This is a genomic window from Sphingobacterium faecale, assembly GCF_016746095.1.
GTDB lineage: Bacteria > Bacteroidota > Bacteroidia > Sphingobacteriales > Sphingobacteriaceae > Sphingobacterium > Sphingobacterium faecale.
In genome coordinates this window covers 19,291-36,482 of record NZ_JAERTY010000013.1, presented here as the reverse complement: position 1 = coordinate 36,482, position 17,192 = coordinate 19,291, and the positions used below count along the sequence as shown (strand labels likewise).

Annotated in this window: 17 protein-coding genes and 2 tRNA genes; 10 read left to right on the top strand and 9 right to left on the bottom strand. The window is 39.0% G+C overall.

The features are described from left to right. Positions 1–8 precede the first annotated feature (8 nt). The gene (dinB, locus tag JKG61_RS20455; RefSeq protein ID WP_202104870.1) at positions 9–1,079 is read right to left on the bottom strand and encodes a DNA polymerase IV; all 1,071 of its coding nucleotides are present in this window, start codon (positions 1,077–1,079) and stop codon (positions 9–11) included. A 247-nt stretch (positions 1,080–1,326) separates the two neighbouring features. On the opposite strand from dinB, the gene JKG61_RS20450 reads away from it, so the two are divergent. From JKG61_RS20450 to rimK, 7 genes are all read left to right on the top strand, one after another. Then, the gene (locus JKG61_RS20450) at positions 1,327–2,526 is read left to right on the top strand and encodes a porin (RefSeq protein WP_237249561.1); all 1,200 of its coding nucleotides are present in this window, start codon (positions 1,327–1,329) and stop codon (positions 2,524–2,526) included. A gap of 335 nt (positions 2,527–2,861) precedes the next feature. Next, the gene (lpxB, locus tag JKG61_RS20445) at positions 2,862–3,977 is read left to right on the top strand and encodes a lipid-A-disaccharide synthase (protein WP_202104868.1); all 1,116 of its coding nucleotides are present in this window, start codon (positions 2,862–2,864) and stop codon (positions 3,975–3,977) included. Between the two features lie 72 nt (positions 3,978–4,049). Next, a complete protein-coding gene (locus tag JKG61_RS20440) occupies positions 4,050–4,688 on the top strand; it encodes a hypothetical protein (RefSeq protein WP_237249560.1) in 639 nt (212 codons plus the stop codon). A gap of 149 nt (positions 4,689–4,837) precedes the next feature. Next, positions 4,838–5,329, top strand: a complete 492-nt coding sequence (rnhA, locus tag JKG61_RS20435; RefSeq protein WP_202104867.1) for a ribonuclease HI — start codon at positions 4,838–4,840, stop codon at positions 5,327–5,329. A 49-nt stretch (positions 5,330–5,378) separates the two neighbouring features. Further along, positions 5,379–6,557: an AIR synthase related protein gene (locus tag JKG61_RS20430; protein WP_202104866.1), complete on the top strand. Its 1,179-nt coding sequence runs from the start codon at positions 5,379–5,381 to the stop codon at positions 6,555–6,557. Between the two features lie 3 nt (positions 6,558–6,560). Further along, entirely contained in the window at positions 6,561–6,992 is a 432-nt protein-coding gene (locus JKG61_RS20425; RefSeq protein WP_317192427.1) for an ATP-dependent zinc protease family protein, read from the top strand. Between the two features lie 49 nt (positions 6,993–7,041). Further along, entirely contained in the window at positions 7,042–7,974 is a 933-nt protein-coding gene (rimK, locus tag JKG61_RS20420; RefSeq protein ID WP_202104865.1) for a 30S ribosomal protein S6--L-glutamate ligase, read from the top strand. Between the two features lie 12 nt (positions 7,975–7,986). Here rimK and mnmA read toward each other — a convergent pair whose 3' ends face one another. Next, complete coding sequence (gene mnmA / locus JKG61_RS20415; protein WP_202104864.1) at positions 7,987–9,078, bottom strand: tRNA 2-thiouridine(34) synthase MnmA; 1,092 nt, start codon at positions 9,076–9,078, stop codon at positions 7,987–7,989. Positions 9,079–9,315: 237 nt separating this feature from the next. Here mnmA and JKG61_RS20410 point away from each other — a divergent pair. Continuing rightward, positions 9,316–9,388, top strand: a tRNA-Phe gene (locus tag JKG61_RS20410). A 40-nt stretch (positions 9,389–9,428) separates the two neighbouring features. Next, positions 9,429–9,501, top strand: a tRNA-Phe gene (locus JKG61_RS20405). Between the two features lie 55 nt (positions 9,502–9,556). On the opposite strand, the gene JKG61_RS20400 is transcribed toward JKG61_RS20405, so the two are convergent. The 7 genes from JKG61_RS20400 to JKG61_RS20370 form a co-directional block, all read right to left on the bottom strand. Beyond that, a complete protein-coding gene (locus JKG61_RS20400) occupies positions 9,557–10,510 on the bottom strand; it encodes an MBL fold metallo-hydrolase (RefSeq protein WP_202104863.1) in 954 nt (317 codons plus the stop codon). Next, positions 10,498–11,097, bottom strand: a complete 600-nt coding sequence (gene coaE / locus JKG61_RS20395) for a dephospho-CoA kinase (protein WP_202104862.1) — start codon at positions 11,095–11,097, stop codon at positions 10,498–10,500. Before coaE ends, JKG61_RS20400 begins: the two co-directional genes overlap by 13 nt. A 6-nt stretch (positions 11,098–11,103) precedes the next feature. Then, positions 11,104–12,051 carry a YbbR-like domain-containing protein gene (locus JKG61_RS20390; RefSeq protein ID WP_202104861.1) on the bottom strand — a complete coding sequence of 316 codons (948 nt, stop codon included), beginning with the start codon at positions 12,049–12,051 and terminating at the stop codon, positions 11,104–11,106. A 260-nt stretch (positions 12,052–12,311) separates the two neighbouring features. Beyond that, positions 12,312–12,638: a preprotein translocase subunit YajC gene (yajC, locus tag JKG61_RS20385; protein ID WP_202104860.1), complete on the bottom strand. Its 327-nt coding sequence runs from the start codon at positions 12,636–12,638 to the stop codon at positions 12,312–12,314. A 29-nt stretch (positions 12,639–12,667) separates the two neighbouring features. Further along, the gene (locus tag JKG61_RS20380) at positions 12,668–13,117 is read right to left on the bottom strand and encodes a DUF1573 domain-containing protein (protein WP_202104859.1); all 450 of its coding nucleotides are present in this window, start codon (positions 13,115–13,117) and stop codon (positions 12,668–12,670) included. 3 nt (positions 13,118–13,120) lie between these two features. Further along, positions 13,121–14,068: a transcription antitermination factor NusB gene (gene nusB / locus JKG61_RS20375; protein WP_202104858.1), complete on the bottom strand. Its 948-nt coding sequence runs from the start codon at positions 14,066–14,068 to the stop codon at positions 13,121–13,123. 52 nt (positions 14,069–14,120) lie between these two features. Then, positions 14,121–15,188, bottom strand: a complete 1,068-nt coding sequence (locus tag JKG61_RS20370; RefSeq protein ID WP_202104857.1) for a Glu/Leu/Phe/Val family dehydrogenase — start codon at positions 15,186–15,188, stop codon at positions 14,121–14,123. A 175-nt stretch (positions 15,189–15,363) separates the two neighbouring features. On the opposite strand from JKG61_RS20370, the gene JKG61_RS20365 reads away from it, so the two are divergent. Next, complete coding sequence (locus JKG61_RS20365; protein WP_202104856.1) at positions 15,364–17,142, top strand: ABC transporter ATP-binding protein; 1,779 nt, start codon at positions 15,364–15,366, stop codon at positions 17,140–17,142. Positions 17,143–17,192: the final 50 nt, after the last annotated feature.

The window sequence follows — 17,192 nt, the reverse complement described above, 5'->3', positions numbered from 1 at the left end:
TCCCACCATTAAAACAAAGTCAATTGCCCGTTTCGGGGGGCATCAAATTCATGTTCAAAAAAATTGGATACCGTAACTCCTAAGAGTCTCACCTTCTTTCCTTCCAGATTAATTTTATCTAGGAGCGCCTGTGATTCGTCCAGAAGCTGTTGATGTGTTCGTAAAAAATATCCTCCTGTTACACTCCGGGTAAGGAGTGTAAAATCTGAAAATTTTGCTTTTAAGGTGAGTGTTCTACCGGATACTGCTTTTGCTTCAAGTCGTTTGCTCAATTTCAGACATAATAGATCCAACTCAAGCTTCATCTCTTCGACATCGGCAATATCACGTTCGAAGGTATCTTCAACTCCGATCGATTTAGCAACACGATTCGGTCGTACCGGGCGTTCATCATTACCACGGACCATATTATAAAAAAAACTTCCGGATTTGCCAAACCCTGCTATTAATTGTTCCTCGGAAAACAACTTCAAATCCCGTCCGTTATGTATTCCCTTAGCTTTCATTTTTTCGGCTGTAACTTTACCTACCCCGAAAAAACGCTCTATAGGAAGCCCTTCTAGAAAACGAACAATTTTAGACGGCCCAATAAAAGTCAGTCCATCCGGTTTATGGTAGTCTGATGCAATTTTAGCAATAAACTTGTTGACAGAAACTCCTGCTGAAGCAGTAAGATTGAGCTCATCTTGGATTGCCTGCTTTATCTGTTTGGCAATTTCAATAGCTGAGCCTACCGCCTTTTTGTCTTCAGTCACGTCAAGATAAGCCTCATCAAGAGATAATGGCTCTATCAGATCCGTATATCGTTTAAATATCTCACGAATATGTATGGATACTTCTTTATAAACATCAAAACGAGGACGGACAAAAATAAGTGCTGGACATAGCTGCAGAGCTTGGCGTGACGACATAGCTGATTTAACACCAAATCGCCGCGCTTCATAGCTCGCTGTTGCGACTACTCCCCTTCCATCGGGAGAACCTCCCACAGCGACGGGCTTACCTCTGAGGTCGGGGAAGTCGCGCTGCTCTACCGAAGCATAAAATGAATCCATATCAACGTGGATAATCTTTCTCATAATATACACCGACTAAATTTCAGCAATTCTGATTCTATTGACAAGGTACTTTTTTATTTGTATTAATAAAATGTTAACACAATGTTATTAAATGATTACCTTGAAATTTAACACTTTGTGTTCTTTTCATTAATCTTATATTTGCGTAAAATTAATGTTAAATCACTAAGACTTAACACCACATACCCAAATTAGATTTTAAATTTAAAGAATAACAATGCAGTACCGCAATTTTCGAACGTTTTTTTTGAGTAAAAAAAAATGGATTACAACGCCTTTGTTTTTGCTTATTAGCATAGGTGCATTAAAAGGACAGGAACGGGACGACCGTGCTACTATTCTCAACTTTAAAGGAATTCAATACACCTCAAAAGATTCTCTTTTCTACACTAATTTCAGATTTAGAATGCAGAATAGACTCGGTTATAGCAATGTGCTGGATGGCGAAAGCAATGGAAAATTTGACGCACGAATACGTCGTTTGCGGATGAGGATGGATGGTTATATCTACACACCTAAAATATCCTACTCTGTTCAACTGGCCTTTACCAGGAGTGATCAGGATTTTGATGACACAGGCATTCCCAATATCGTCCGCGATGCGGTAATATTCTACAATTTCTCTGACGATTTCTATATCTCTTTTGGGCAAAACAAGTTACCGGGAAACAGACAGCGAGTCAACTCTTCAGGTTCCCTTCAATTTGCTGACAGATCGCTGGTCAATTCAAACTTTACCATTGATAGGGATTTTGGTGTGAGCTTCAATCTTAGCAAGAAGCTGGGCGATATGCCAATCAATGCAAAAGCCGCTGTATCAACGGGAGAAGGAAGACCAGCCAACTCAACCGACGATGGTCTAGCCTATACAGGACGTGTCGAGTTTTTGCCTTTTGGAGATTTTACTAACGACGGCGACTATTCAGAAGGTGATATTGAACGAGAAAAAAGACCTAAACTATCGCTAGGTGGTGGTTACAGTTACAATGACAGAACCATCCGGGAAGGAGGACAAACAGGGAAATACGTACAGAACCCTTTTACACTCAAAACTTCCTTTGCGGATGCAATATTTAAATATCAGGGGTTTGCCTATCAGGTAGAATATATGCGTAGAGATGTGGACAACCCGCTTAATAAGACAAAAGAGGATAAACCCGAAGATACTTATGCCTACAAAGGTTGGGGTGTGAATCAGCAGACCTCGTATCTGATGAATCATGGTTATGAAATAGCCGGCCGCTATACATATTTAAAACCCCATCAACAAATCTCGGACTTCGAGGTACAGACCGAGGTATTGGAATTGGGACTCACCAAATACATGAAAGCACACCGTCTCAAATTCCAGCTCAATGCAAATTATATGGTTAAAGGCGGGAATTATGGTAATTCAAACAACAAAAATTCATGGGGCGGCATGTTTCAGGTAGAACTTGGTATATAACATATTTTCTAAAACAACGCATCCCCAAAAAACGCTGACAAGAGTTGGCGTTTTTTTTTGATATGCAACTTTCCTTAATTATGGAAATGATATATGCGTTGCATCCTTATTAGAAGAACACTTATTATTTTATCCATAAAAAAACTAAATGGATAAAAAGTACCACAAAATTCGTCTTATATTATCACGCAATTATATTGCGTGTGATAGAGAATTTACGTAGGTTTAACACTCGATACAGAACAGCTAGATTGAAAAAAAACATGGTCGTTTGCTGACACATATAATTGTTGTTATCTAAATGGTAAAGCAAGGGAAAGATAAATGATTTATATATGAAGTACTATATTATAGCAGGAGAAACTTCGGGAGATCTACATGGAGCCAACCTCATCAAGGCGCTGAAGAAGGAAGATCCAGATGCAGAATTCAAGATCGTAGGTGGTGACCGGATGCAAGAAGCAGCTGGCCAATCCGCTCTGATACATACCTCACAGATGGCTTTTATGGGCTTTATAGAAGTCATCAAAAATATAGGAGCTATACGTAAAAACTTAAAAAGTGTCAAAAAAGATGTCTTAGATTATCAGCCCGACACGGTAATTTTGATAGACTTCCCTGGTTTTAACTTAAAGATAGCTTCATTTGCAAAACACCTACAGATAAAAACCTGTTACTACATCTCACCAAAAATATGGGCTTGGAATCAAGGAAGAGTACATAAAATCAAAAAAATAGTAGATCACATGTTCTGTATACTTCCTTTCGAGGTCGATTTTTACAAAAGATTTGGTATGAAGGTGGATTATGTCGGCAACCCTCTATTGGATGCTATAAGCCACTATAGTTTTAACCCAGACTTTCGAAACGATAACCGACTCACAGATGCACCAATAATCGCTTTACTACCAGGGAGTAGAAAGATGGAAATTGAGCAAATACTACCGGATATGATTGAGCTCTACTATGCATTTCCAAAACATCAGCTCATTATTGCAGGTGCTCCAAATTTTGACCAATTGTATTACAAGAATTATTTAGGAAATCTAGAAATACCCATCGTATTTAACCAAACTTATGACCTGCTCCGAAATGCAGAAGCCGCTGTCGTAACTAGCGGTACGGCGACATTGGAAACCGGTATATTAAAAGTACCTCAGGTAGTTGTCTACAAAGCTAACCCAGTGAGTGTATGGATAGCACGCAAATTGGTTAAAGTTAAGTTTATTTCGTTGGTCAACCTAATCAACAACTATCTATCCGTAATCGAACTGATACAACAAGATTGTAATCCTGGACAAATCCGAGACGAAATCGGCAAAATACTTACTGAAAAGGAACACAGAGATAACATATTAGAAAACTATGATGTGTTAGCTGATAAACTCGGAGCACCTGGTGCATCAGAAAAAACTGCCCGATTAATCTTTCAGTACCTAACTGTAGTCTAAACTTTGTATCAAAGGTCAAGTTCCTTCTTTACATTTAAGATGGAATAATTGTTAACAATAAAGTACAAACAGATGAAAGGAAACAAAACAACAGGACTTATCGCTTTCATGATTGCGTTATGTTCTATCGCAATGGCACAGACAGAAGAATTGCATCTTGAAAAATTAGTATTGAATAAAAAGGAGAAGAAGATTTTTAACAACAGAGATTCTTCATCGATTATACATATCGATACATTGATCATGAAGGATAAATCATCACTTCAGTTTTACGGCAAAAAAGATGTCAAACTGGTTGTTAAATATGCTGAAATCGGAGATCGCACGTTTATCTCTGGACAGGGAGCACAAAATAACGCTTCTAATTTTGATATTGACATCAACTTCGGCAAGTTAGGTTCCCTATATGTAATAGCCCGAGGACAGGATGCCAATAATGGCACCCGCACTTATCCAAATGGAGATGCTGGCAATGTAAATCTATTATACGAACCTACAGGAATTGTTCCCCAAACGGACAACAAAAAAAAGAAAAACTACCTTTTTGTTGATGTCAGTCCTGGTGGACTTCGTGTAACCCCAAGTTCGGAAATATCTAATATCTATTCAAGAATAGCGACTTCTTCTCCCGGTCTACGCGGCCTCCCTCAAGGACAGATCTATTCGGGATCGCCCGGAAAAGAAGGAAAAGTATCCGTAAGTAGCAAATAAAACATTTCAACACAGTTATAGTAGCCTACTAGGGCTATTATAACTGTGAAATATCCATCTAACAACGATGAAGCCTGTGTTTATTACAGCACATAGAAATTAGTTTTCACTTCCTTTGAAGTCCGTCTAATAAATGTATTTTTGCGACAATGATAGAACTTTACACTGACGGGGCTTCCAGTGGTAATCCAGGACCTGGAGGTTATGGTACCATATTGCGAACTATTTATAATGGTAGCAACCTCGATTTTCATGGCAAATTGATCGAAAAGGAATTTTCCGGAGGATTTCGAAAAACAACAAACAACCGGATGGAGTTAATGGCTGTAATCATAGGTTTAGAAGCTCTCAAAAACACAAAACAAAAAGTCACCATCTACTCTGACTCTAAGTATGTTATTGATGCTATAGATAAAAAATGGGTTTATGGGTGGATAAAAAAGGGATTTGAAGGAAAAAAAAACAAAGATTTATGGTTGCGTCTAATGCAATCTTATAAAATCCATGATATAAAACTGGTATGGGTGAAAGGTCACGCCGGACATCCGCTCAACGAACGCTGTGACCGTCTAGCCGTAGCAGCATCCAAAGATAAAGCAAACTGGAAAATCGACTCGGTCTTCGAGATGGAAGCACAGTAGCAAAAAAACTTTAGTTATAATCATAAGCAATGTTTATTTTTGTGGCAAGATGTCAGACTTAAAATACAATCAAAGAGGTGTGTCCGCAGGGAAAGAGGACGTACACAACGCTATAAAAAATATAGATAAGGGTTTATACCCAAAAGCTTTCTGCAAGATCATCCCTGATATATTGGGAAGTGATACAGAATGGTGTAATATCATGCATGCCGATGGCGCTGGCACCAAATCTTCACTGGCTTATGTCTATTGGAAAGAAACTGGTGATATCTCGGTATGGAAAGGTATTGCTCAGGATGCTATTATCATGAACCTTGACGATCTGCTTTGTGTAGGAGCTATTGATAACATCATTCTATCTTCTACTATCGGTCGTAATAAAAATAATATTCCTGGAGAAGTGATCGCCGAAATAATCAACGGTACAGAAGAAATTCTTGCTGACCTTCGTAATCTTGGAATAGGCATATATTCTACAGGTGGAGAGACAGCTGATGTCGGTGACTTGGTACGAACCATTATTGTGGATAGTACAGTGACCTGCCGAATTAAGCGCGAAGAGGTGATTTCAAATCATAATATAAAAGGTGGCAATGTCATTGTGGGACTAGCGTCTTATGGTAAAGCAACCTATGAAAACGAATACAACGGCGGAATGGGATCAAACGGACTCACATCTGCCCGCCACGACGTATTTGGCAAATACGTAGCAGAGAAATATCCTGAAAGTTACGATCCCGCTGTACCTTACGATCTGGTTTTTGCTGGAGGAAAAGCATTAACTGATCTCATAACCGTTGAAACAGGAGAACAGGTAACGGCAGGTAAGCTTGTACTTTCGCCTACACGTACTTATGCCCCTGTGATAAAAGTAATATTAGATAAATACAGAAAGCAGATTGACGGCATGGTACACTGCTCAGGTGGAGCACAGACTAAAGTACTTCATTTTGTAGACAATGTCCACGTTGTCAAGGACAACCTTTTTCCAATTCCACCGCTTTTTGAATTGATTCAAAAAGAATCCAAGACAGATTGGCAAGAGATGTACAAAGTATTCAATATGGGACACCGTATGGAGCTATATGTACCTGAAACTATCGCCCAAGACATTATTCAAATCTCCAAATCATTTGGAATACCGGCACAGATTATTGGCCGTGTAGAAGATAGCGAGAAGAAACAAGTCACTATAACTTCGCCTTACGGAACATTTATCTACGAATAGTAAGTGAAAGAAAAGCTTATCATAGGCAGATATGAAATTGTAGATCTCCCTGAACTAGGAATGTACAATATAGAGTCCAAAATTGACACCGGGGCGGAAACCTCGGTGTTACACTGCGAAGACTTTGAAATAATAGAAAAAGACGGACACCGGTTTATTACCTGCCACATTAAACCTCACTTGGAAGAAGAGGAAATCTTGACATTAACCTTTCCTATTCATCGCGAACGTGTCGTCAAAAGCTCATTTGGTCAAACCGAAACACGTCATATATTCTTGACAAAAATCCGCATGTTCGACCAACTCTTCGATATCAAATTATCATTGAGGGATCGTTCCTCTATGTCTTACCCTATGTTACTGGGAAGAAACTTCATCAGTGGAAAATTCCTTGTTGATGTTTCTAAAAAGGGACTCGCTAGAAACAGCTTTTAATCAAACCTTTAACCTGCCCATTTGTTTTATATTTTAAATAAGCACATTCGTGAAAATAGCAATACTATCTACAAATAAAAATCTATACTCCACACAACGTCTAGTCGAAGCTGCCTCAGCAAGGGGCCACGAGTGTGTTGTGATGGATCACAGCAAATGTTATGTAGGGATACAACAAGGAAAACCAAGCATCCATTACAGAGGAGAGAATATAACGGATATCGACGCTATAATACCACGTATCGGCGCTTCCGTAACATTTTACGGATCAGCAATCGTACGTCAATTTGAAGTAATGAATGTTATATCGGCAAATCCAAGTCAAGCTATCACACGATCACGTGACAAATTACGTTGCATGCAGATCCTTTCTGGCGCTGGACTAGGCTTACCGATTACGGGGTTTGCAAGAACAGCATCAGATGTAGACGATCTTATCAATATGGTCGGCGGAGCACCTCTTGTTATCAAATTATTAGAAGGGACTCAAGGAATCGGAGTTGTACTGGCTGAAACCAAAAAAGCTGCATCCTCAGTCATCGAAGCTTTTTATGGATTGGGCAATAATATATTGATTCAAGAATATATAAAAGAAGCAAAAGGAACAGATATAAGGGCATTCGTTGTCGATGGCAAAGTAGTTGGTGCTATGAAACGAACCGCTAAAGAAGGAGAGTTTAGATCCAATCTACACCGTGGAGGAACTGCGGAAATTGTAAAGCTGACAAGGAAAGAGCGAGAAACCGCAATAGCAGCGGCTCGGGCAATGGGACTTACTGTAGCCGGGGTCGATATGCTCCCTTCTACTCGAGGTCCGCTGATATTAGAAGTAAACTCTTCCCCTGGCTTAGAAGGTATAGAGAAAGCCACAAACAAAGATATAGCAGGGGAAATAATAAAATACCTCGAACATCAATATGAAGCCAAACAGGCCGTAAGCCAAGTGGTAAAGAGAAAAATTAAAAAAGAAAGTAAGCTTTAGAATTTCTAAAGCTTACTTCATTAAAAAGCCACCGCCGAGCAGGTCATTCCCTTCATAGAAAACAGCAGATTGCCCCGGGGCAATCCCTTTTACGGCATGGGGGAAATCAACCTGCATAATATCCCCCTGCTGGATCAAGGTGGACACAGCACCTGGATCTTTATAACGAATTTTTGTTACAGCCTCCAAAGGCTCTTCTAAAGAAGCATATTTCACTAAATTTATATTCCTTACCAATGCCTGTGTACGCTCAAGTTCATGCTCTTCTCCCAAAACAACAGAATTACTTTCTGGAAGAATCTCGATCACAAACATCGGTTTGCCCAGTGCAATTCCCAATCCCTTGCGCTGTCCGATTGTAAAATAAGGATAACCTATATGTTGGCCCACAACCGTGCCATCTGAGAGTATAAAATTACCTGGACCTATCTCTTGGTCCAAACTCGGTCTTCTATGCCTTAAAAACTCTCTATAATCATTATTAGGCACAAAACAGATCTCATAACTCTCGGACTTGTTAGCTAATTCCTTTTGTCCCATATCATAGGCCATCTGTTTGATTTCAGACTTACGAAAACTTCCTAATGGAAACTGTGTTCTTGCTAAGTTTTCTTGCGTGACCCCCCATAATACATAAGACTGATCTTTATGTTCATCAAGTCCTTTAGAAATCACATAACGTCCATTGTCATGTTGGCGGATATTGGCGTAGTGACCTGTAGCAATAAACTCACAATCTAATTTATTGGCTCGCTTGATAAGTGCTTCCCATTTAATATGCGTGTTACATAACACACATGGATTAGGTGTGCGACCTGCAATATACTCCTCTACAAAATTATCAATAACGTAATCTCCAAATTCATTGCGAATATCCAAGATAAAATGTGGAAAGCCGTAGTTGACAGCAAGAGATCGAGCATCATTGATACTGTCTAAGCTACAACACCCCGTCTCTTTTGATGAACCACCAGAACTTGCATAATCCCATGTTTTCATGGTGATACCGATCACTTCGTAACCTTGCTCATGCAACATAACAGCAGCTACTGAACTATCGACACCACCACTCATTGCGACTAATACTCTTCCTCTTTTACTCATATTATTCCAATAAAGTGCAAAGATACCCTAAAATCATTTATTCCTGTGTTTATTTCATGTAATTTTATCTCGACCAAAAATGTCCAGACATTCTCTATCCCTATTTTACAAAAAATTATTCCCATAGGAATCAACGATTTGTACATATAAGGCGTTTTTTTTTGTATAAATGTTTCGGAATTCAAAAAGAGAAGCTATATTTGCATCGCAAGAACGGTAAAACGGAAAGCAAAAAAAGGTGCCATAGCTCAGTCGGTAGAGCAAAGGACTGAAAATCCTTGTGTCGCTGGTTCGAATCCAGCTGGCACCACCCAAAACCTGATTAGCACAGGTTCAAATAAAAGCTAAAAGGTGCCATAGCTCAGTCGGTAGAGCAAAGGACTGAAAATCCTTGTGTCGCTGGTTCGAATCCAGCTGGCACCACAAAAAGAGACTATCCAAAAGATGGTCTCTTTTTGTATAAACAGAATTCCATTCTTTATATTCTTTTCAAAATATTGCGCACATGCATGCTGTCCTTATAGAATTCTCTCAAATGAATACCGTCACCGTGCACAGTCCATATCTCTGTCGGTTCCACTTGTTCGATATACGCCAAAAGATCAGCCCAGTCAATATGATCCGATATATAGAGAGATAGATCATTACGAAACTGCAAACGCTTCCACCCTGAAGCAAATACACGGACTACATTCTTAGCTCTAATATAATGATTGAAAGTCATCGGTGGCACCAGATAAACCTTATCCTTACCTTCTTTCAATGCCTTTCTTTGATAAGGTTCGTAATTTAGCTTCACGAAACCCAATTCATCATATATACGGTGCAAAGGAAGCATACTGTGATGCAAAAACACTTTCTTTTCCGGACAATATGTATTAAGAAGATGAGTTAACCGCTGAGACTTCCCTAAAGCATAACAACCGAGCATAATATGAGAAGACTGTTCCCCCAGCTTCTTGATCTCTTCGATTGGATCCGGATGAATAACATTGGGGTCAGCAAATGTGGTCTCTGTAATCAATACATCTGCCTTAGTATAAACTATAGGCTCACAAGTCGCATCTTCCTGCAATTTGTAATCACCGGTATAAAGATATCTTATCCCTTTAAAAACCATTAATATCTGTGCTGATCCCAATATGTGCCCTGCTGGAATAAATGTAATATTTACACCATTTAAATCAAAACTAGCATCAAACTCTTGTATATGATAGATTGATGCCACCTGACGTACAAAACGATACTGCATGAATTTCGCTGTAGCTTTTGTACAATAGACCTGTCTACTACCAGGTACTGCATGATCTCCGTGCGCGTGAGATACTACAGCCTGCCTTACAGGCTGCTTGGGGTCTATATAAAAATCTCCGTACCGACAGTAGTATCCTAAAGCAGTTTCCACTAAAAAGTCATCAATTATTTCGAGCATTCTCTTATTAAAATCTGTTGATGTATATGTAGTATTTGGGGTAATAGAGGTTTGACCCCATCATTGTATATAATAAACTGAGCATATTTAACTTTATCGGCTTCTGACATCTGCGTACTCATCCGTCCAATAACCTCTTCTCGTGGTACCCCGTCCCGATGCATTACCCGTGCTATTCTTACCTCATCAGGAGCTGAGACCAGAATAAGGCAATCCAACTCTTTATAGGATCCACTCTCCACGAGTAGAGCAGCTTCTTTTAAACTATAAGGAGCAATCTGTCTCTCTGCCCACGCTGTTCCATGCTTTATCACTACTGGATGTACAATAGCATTGAGAAGATTTAATTTGTTACTATCATTAAAAACCTGTGAAGCTAGCCATTTTCGGTCTAACGTACCATCTCTCTGATAAACTTCTGCACCAAATGCGTTGAGCAATCCCTTGCGGATATCCGCATCTTGGCTCATTAACAACTTAGCTTCCTGATCCGCATCATAAAAAGGAATCATCATAGCCTTAAATATACGGGATACATAGCTTTTCCCCGATCCAATCCCTCCTGTGATACCGACTTTTAAACCCATATTAATCTATCTACGAACAAAAAAATCAACATTTTGAGGGTCTATCTTGATTACCTTGACAAAATCTGGCGTTTTAGTTAAGAGAACAGGCAAACTCTTCACTCTATTCTCTTCCCAATTATCTAAATCCACAATAGCCTCAAAATCGCGAGCAGTCCACTTACTAAAATCTTTTAGAGACACCAAGATAGTAAGGCTTACCTTACTGGGAATCGTCCTTACCGAGGTATAGCGTCTTTCATTTTCTACCTTAATAGGGATTTCAATAATTTTTTCCGTCAGTTCACCAATTGGTATCGTCACTTCAGCAAAAGTAGGATAAATAGTTACATTGGTACGTTGCTTTCTATTGATATTGGATACTGTCCTGATATCGGTGTGTATCTGTGTACCAAAGACACTGTCTGTTTCCAAATACTCTATGTTCGCTACATCCTCCAAAGGCCCAGTGATGGTAACATACTCTGGGTTAGTGCGTGTAGCTCCAATCACACCATACTGCTTCTTGAAGCCTATATGCATCGGAACGCGTACCGGGACTTTACGTTGGGTCTGTTTAGAGAAATCAAAATATAAGGTATCTGGCCCCACACTGATGACCTGTCTATCGACAGGAAACTGTCTGTTAATAAAGCCAATCTGGTTAGAAAAAACAATATAGTTTCTCGTGCTTAAACTGCTTAGATCGACCTGAATATTAGCAGTATCAGGATTCAATCGAGACAACAACACATTCCACCCACTCATCTTGATACGCACACTGACCGTATCAGACTGTAGTGGATGAAAAGCCCGCTTCTCTGGTATGTTAACGTACTCAATACCGGCTCTAATGGTAAACGTATACTTATTCGAAACGGCAATTAATAGCCAAGCTATAAAAGAAATAATGAGACAACGTACAAAGATCGAAATCTTACGTCGCTGTATTTTACTGATTCTTCGTTGCTTCATATATTGCCTTATTGTGTATACACACAAAACCGATAATTTATCGAACACAAAGTTACTAAAACGCAAAGGCAGTTCCTACAATAACCATAAATTCAACACAACTTTGATTGATTCCATAGAATCACCAGCAGGGCTGAACGGGTCCAAGTAAGTTTTTTGATGTACTACACTATGACTTCATCAATAAAATATACACTATAAAAAAAAGGCTACATATTACTGTAGCCCTTCAAAAAATCTTAATTTTAGTACCCGTGTATTTAGTCTTTTTTCACTTCTGTATTAACGGCACGCGACGCATCCAAAGAGATTGCTGATTTATCAAAACGAATCCGAACGCCAGAACCAACATCAACTAAAAAAGTATTTTCACTGACTTCAACAATACGTCCATGTATTCCTGCTGTAGTAACAACTTTTGAATTAACGTCTAGCTCTTGAATATATTTCTTGTGGTCTTTCTGCTTTTTCATCTGTGGTCTGATCATGAAGAAGTAAAATACCACAACGATCAAAATCATCGGCAAAAAACTCATGATTCCACCTCCTGCACCACCTGCAGCCTGTAAAAAAAATGTTGATATCATTATTATTTATTTAGTTATTGATTATTATTCTATTTTTCAACCACACCCTTTATCTGAACTGTGGTAACTCTATTTTCGGCATTAGAGCTTACGGTCACAATTTTTTGTTGCGTACCTACTTGCCCTAAACTATTAAAGCTAACTTTAATCTCTCCAATTTTACCTGGCAAAACAGGCTCTTTAGTAAAATCAGGAGTCGTACATCCACAAGATGCTGAAACCTGTGATAATATAACCGGCGCGGTACCTGCATTTTTAAATTTAAAGACATGTTCCACTACTACTCCCTCTTTCACCTTACCAAAGTCAAATACCGGTTCTTCAAATTCAACAAGCCCTTGCTGTTGCGAAGCGGTCGTATCCGTTGAAGACACTACCGAATCTCCGACCTGTTGATTTGTATTGGTTCCATTTTGATTACCACAACCCGCTATCAACCCTACGACAGCAAATGCCAAAAGTATGTTTTTTAGTATCATAAGTTAATCTTTTAATCCTCTACCCGCTTTACGAATACGTCCTTCTTTTGTCAGATCAGCTAGAATCTTATCCAAAATACCATTAATAAATGTATTACTCTTTGCTGTACTAAACGCCTTCGACAGCTCAATATACTCATTTATAGTAACTTTAACCGGAATAGAGGGAAAATTGACCAGCTCACTTATAGCCATACGCATCAATAAAACGTCCATCAAAGCAATACGATCAGCTTCCCAATTTTTAGTCTTAGCCGCGATCATATCCTGATATTCGTCTGAATATCGGATGGTTGTTTTTAGCAATTCACTAATAAATTCCTCATCTTCATTCCAATTTGGTGTCAGATCCGCAAGCTTATTCTGGGCAGGATTCTCTGAGCTGAAGTTTTTAAAAGTCTTAGCGATCATCGCCTGAAGAACCTCTTTATCAACAGGCCAGTTTATAAACTTCTCTTCGAAAACCTGTTCAATATCCACCGATTTCAAAATAATCTTTTTGAAGATGTATTTAATAATGTCTTTTTCGGCATTGATACTGCGATCTTCTAATGCAAGATATTCCAAATAAGCCTCGGAATCTTTAAGCTGCGCAAAAATTGAACGAACAATTTCGGGATCAAATCCCCAAGACACCTTATATTTCTTCACCAATTCCAAATAAGTCCTGTTCTGACGCAATGACTCAATAAAGGTATTACTATTCAGCTTTGCAGTTAAAATTTTATCCTTTTCGGTAGGCAAAAACTTTGCTGCACGACTTTCCTGATCCAAGACCACATACTCTGCTACTTCATCCAGTAGGTTCAATGTCCAAATATACATTTCATTGACCTCCTCCACATTTTTGAAAAGCGCTTTTTCAAAATCTTTAACCTGTTTATCTTCAGATAAACTGTACGCGTAAAGCGTCTGCAATACCTTAACCCTAAGGTGTCTTCTGTTTAACATAGTGTAATAAGAACGATAATTTTATAAGAACGATAATTTAAAAGAACACACGTTATTTTCTAAGCTTCGCCATATCAGCAATACGCTTTTCAGCTAACTGTTTAGCTGCTTGGAATGTTGTTATATTTTCTTCTCTAGACGTTTGCAACACATGACGCGTAGCGCTATATATATTACGTATCAAGGATTCTGTCCGATCCGTACCATACCCCTCTAACTCGGAGTAACAACTTATTAAAGCACCCGAATTAATCAAAAAATCCGGTGTATATAAAATATTGTGTTCTTTTAACAACTGTATAGTCCGCTCTTCATCTTTCAATTGATTATTGGCAGATCCTGCAATGATTTTGCACCTCATCTTTGGAACAGTATCCGCATTGACCGTCCCGCCTAATGCACAAGGTGCATAAACATCGACATCAAGCTCATAGCTCGTCGAATATTGTATAGGTTCGGCTTTGTATTTTGCAGCGACTTTCATCTTACGCTCTTCGGTCATATCTGATACGTAGACACGTGCATTCTCTGCTCTTAGCATAGACACCAACTGCTCACCAACGGAGCCCACTCCTTGAACTGCGATCTTGCGCCCAGCTAGTGAATCGTCTCCGTAAAGTTCTTTGATAGAAGCTTTAATTCCATAGAAAACACCACGCGCTGCGAAAACAGTAGTATCTCCTCCCCCATTCATCGAGGTAGGAAGGCCTGCGACATAATCAGTCTCAGCATGTATATACTCCAAGTCCCTTTGTGTAGTACCTACATCAATCGATGCTATGAAATTCCCGTTCAAGCCTTTAACAAACTTTCCAAAGCGGCGCATAAGCACTTCTGATTTCTCTGTGCGATTATTACCGATGATAACAGCACAACCTCCACCCAAATTCAATCCAGCCAAGGACGATTTATAGGTAATAGCTTTAGATAGACGCAACGCATCTTCGACCGCTTCTTCTTCAGACTCATAGGGAAGCATTCTTACGCCCCCAATCGCTGGACCTAAAGTTGTATCATGAATAGCAATGATGGCCTTTAAACCGACCGATGGATCATTGCAAAAAAATAAATTCTGATGTTCTGAAGGAGCCATCAAATCGAAAACCGAAGCGTTTTGCATATCAAAAAAAATAATTCAAAAACTATCTTAAAAAGCTCCACAAAAATAAAAAATTTATTCGTTTTATCTGTTATTTATTGAAATATGTCGCTTTTACAGAATTATATGACGAATTCACAGGATCTAGCCAAAAGATATTAAATCGAAACCATTACATTTGTATTGGAGACGCAACATGAAAGAACTATCCTATCTCAATAAATATTTCTACAAATACAAATGGCGCCTGATCCCAGGGGTTATCTTCGTCATTATTTCCAACTATTTTGGAATATTACCCGCCAAAGTAATACGAGAGGCTTTTGACCTTGTTAAAGAAAATATAGACCTATACAGGCTATACGATGGATTTGATCAACAAAATCTTATCTACCAGGTCTTTGGTAGCAGCTTACTTTTTTTTGGTATTATAGTACTTGTACTCGCTTTACTTCGCGGAATTTTCTTATTCTTGATGCGTCAATCTATTATCCTCATCTCTAGACATATTGAATACGACTTAAAAAACGAAATATACAATCACTATCAAGAGCTGGATTTCTCTTTCTTCCGAAAAAATAATACCGGAGATCTTATGAACCGGGCCACAGAAGATGTAAATCAAGTACGAAATTATCTAGGCCCTGCAATCATGTACGCCATCAATACGGTAACGCTGTCTGTAATGATCATATATGCTATGTATGATGTAAATCCCACATTAGCTACCTATGCACTACTCCCTATCCCGATCATATCGCTAATAATCCTTATGGTCAATCGGATCATAAACAAGCGAAGCACTAGAATACAGGCGCAACTATCTAAGCTATCTTCCTTTGTACAAGAGACTTTTTCTGGAATACGCGTTATAAAGACTTACGTAAGAGAAGAGCAAAAAATGGCCGAATTTGCACGAGAAAGTAACATCTACAGAAATACGTCATTAGACCTAGTCAAGGTACAAGCCATTTTTTTCCCTTTAATTATATTTTTAGTCGGATTCAGTACAATAATTACAGTTTACATTGGAGGAATAGAAGTAGACAAAGGGACAATTACCGCTGGAAACATAGCCGAATTCATCATGTATGTCAACCAGCTTACTTTTCCTGCAATGGCATTGGCTTGGGTCACCTCACTGATCCAACGGGCAGCTGCTTCGCAAAAAAGAATCAACGAGTTCCTAAATACAAAACCAGAGATCATAAGTGGAAGAGTATCCGAGAGGCTGACTGGAGCGATCCAAATAGAGAATCTTTCTTTCACCTATCCCGAAACCGGAATCCAAGCCTTGGATAATATTAATATTAACATCAAAGCTGGGCAGACTTTGGCCGTTATTGGTAAAACCGGCTCTGGAAAATCTACTTTAGCCAATCTTCTATTAAGGATGTATGATGCTGACAAAGGCACCATCAAATATGACGGAAATAACATAAAAGACTTAAATATAAAAGAATTAAGGCATCAAATAGGATTCGTCCCTCAACAGGTATTCTTATTCTCTGATACTATCGCCAACAATATAGCGTTTGGCCTAGATAACACCGACATAGAGAAGATAGAGTCTGCAGCACAAGACGCAGCTGTCTACGAAAACATTGCTGCTTTTGAAAATGGATTTCAGACACATATTGGCGAACGCGGTCTCACGTTATCAGGCGGCCAGAAGCAACGCCTATCCATAGCCCGTGCGCTAATCAAAGACCCACAGTTACTGATATTTGACGACTGCCTTTCCGCTGTAGACACAAAGACAGAGGAAGAAATACTACACAACCTAGGACGTATTATGCGAAGCAAGACCTCTATTTTTATCGCCCATCGGATTTCGACTATAAAAAATGCGGATCATATTATTGTTCTGGACAATGGTAAAGTTATAGAAGAAGGAAACCATACGAGTCTATTGGCTGCCAAAGGTGAGTATGCTGAGCTTTACGAAAAACAACTGCTTCAGAGTGTGGAGTAAAATTCGGTTTGTGATTAGAAGATTATTTATCTAACTTTCGGGAAGACACC

Coding starts and splice junctions, on each gene's coding strand:
- JKG61_RS20390 (WP_202104861.1), bottom strand. CDS start 12,051: ATGAAGCAACGAAGAATCAGTAAAATACAGCGACGTAAGATTTCGATC.
- JKG61_RS20430 (WP_202104866.1), top strand. CDS start 5,379: ATGTCAGACTTAAAATACAATCAAAGAGGTGTGTCCGCAGGGAAAGAG.
- JKG61_RS20365 (WP_202104856.1), top strand. CDS start 15,364: ATGAAAGAACTATCCTATCTCAATAAATATTTCTACAAATACAAATGG.
- JKG61_RS20380 (WP_202104859.1), bottom strand. CDS start 13,117: ATGATACTAAAAAACATACTTTTGGCATTTGCTGTCGTAGGGTTGATA.
- yajC (WP_202104860.1), bottom strand. CDS start 12,638: ATGATATCAACATTTTTTTTACAGGCTGCAGGTGGTGCAGGAGGTGGA.
- mnmA (WP_202104864.1), bottom strand. CDS start 9,078: ATGAGTAAAAGAGGAAGAGTATTAGTCGCAATGAGTGGTGGTGTCGAT.
- rnhA (WP_202104867.1), top strand. CDS start 4,838: ATGATAGAACTTTACACTGACGGGGCTTCCAGTGGTAATCCAGGACCT.
- nusB (WP_202104858.1), bottom strand. CDS start 14,068: ATGTTAAACAGAAGACACCTTAGGGTTAAGGTATTGCAGACGCTTTAC.
- lpxB (WP_202104868.1), top strand. CDS start 2,862: ATGAAGTACTATATTATAGCAGGAGAAACTTCGGGAGATCTACATGGA.
- dinB (WP_202104870.1), bottom strand. CDS start 1,079: ATGAGAAAGATTATCCACGTTGATATGGATTCATTTTATGCTTCGGTA.
- JKG61_RS20440 (WP_237249560.1), top strand. CDS start 4,050: ATGAAAGGAAACAAAACAACAGGACTTATCGCTTTCATGATTGCGTTA.
- coaE (WP_202104862.1), bottom strand. CDS start 11,097: ATGGGTTTAAAAGTCGGTATCACAGGAGGGATTGGATCGGGGAAAAGC.
- JKG61_RS20400 (WP_202104863.1), bottom strand. CDS start 10,510: ATGCTCGAAATAATTGATGACTTTTTAGTGGAAACTGCTTTAGGATAC.
- JKG61_RS20370 (WP_202104857.1), bottom strand. CDS start 15,188: ATGCAAAACGCTTCGGTTTTCGATTTGATGGCTCCTTCAGAACATCAG.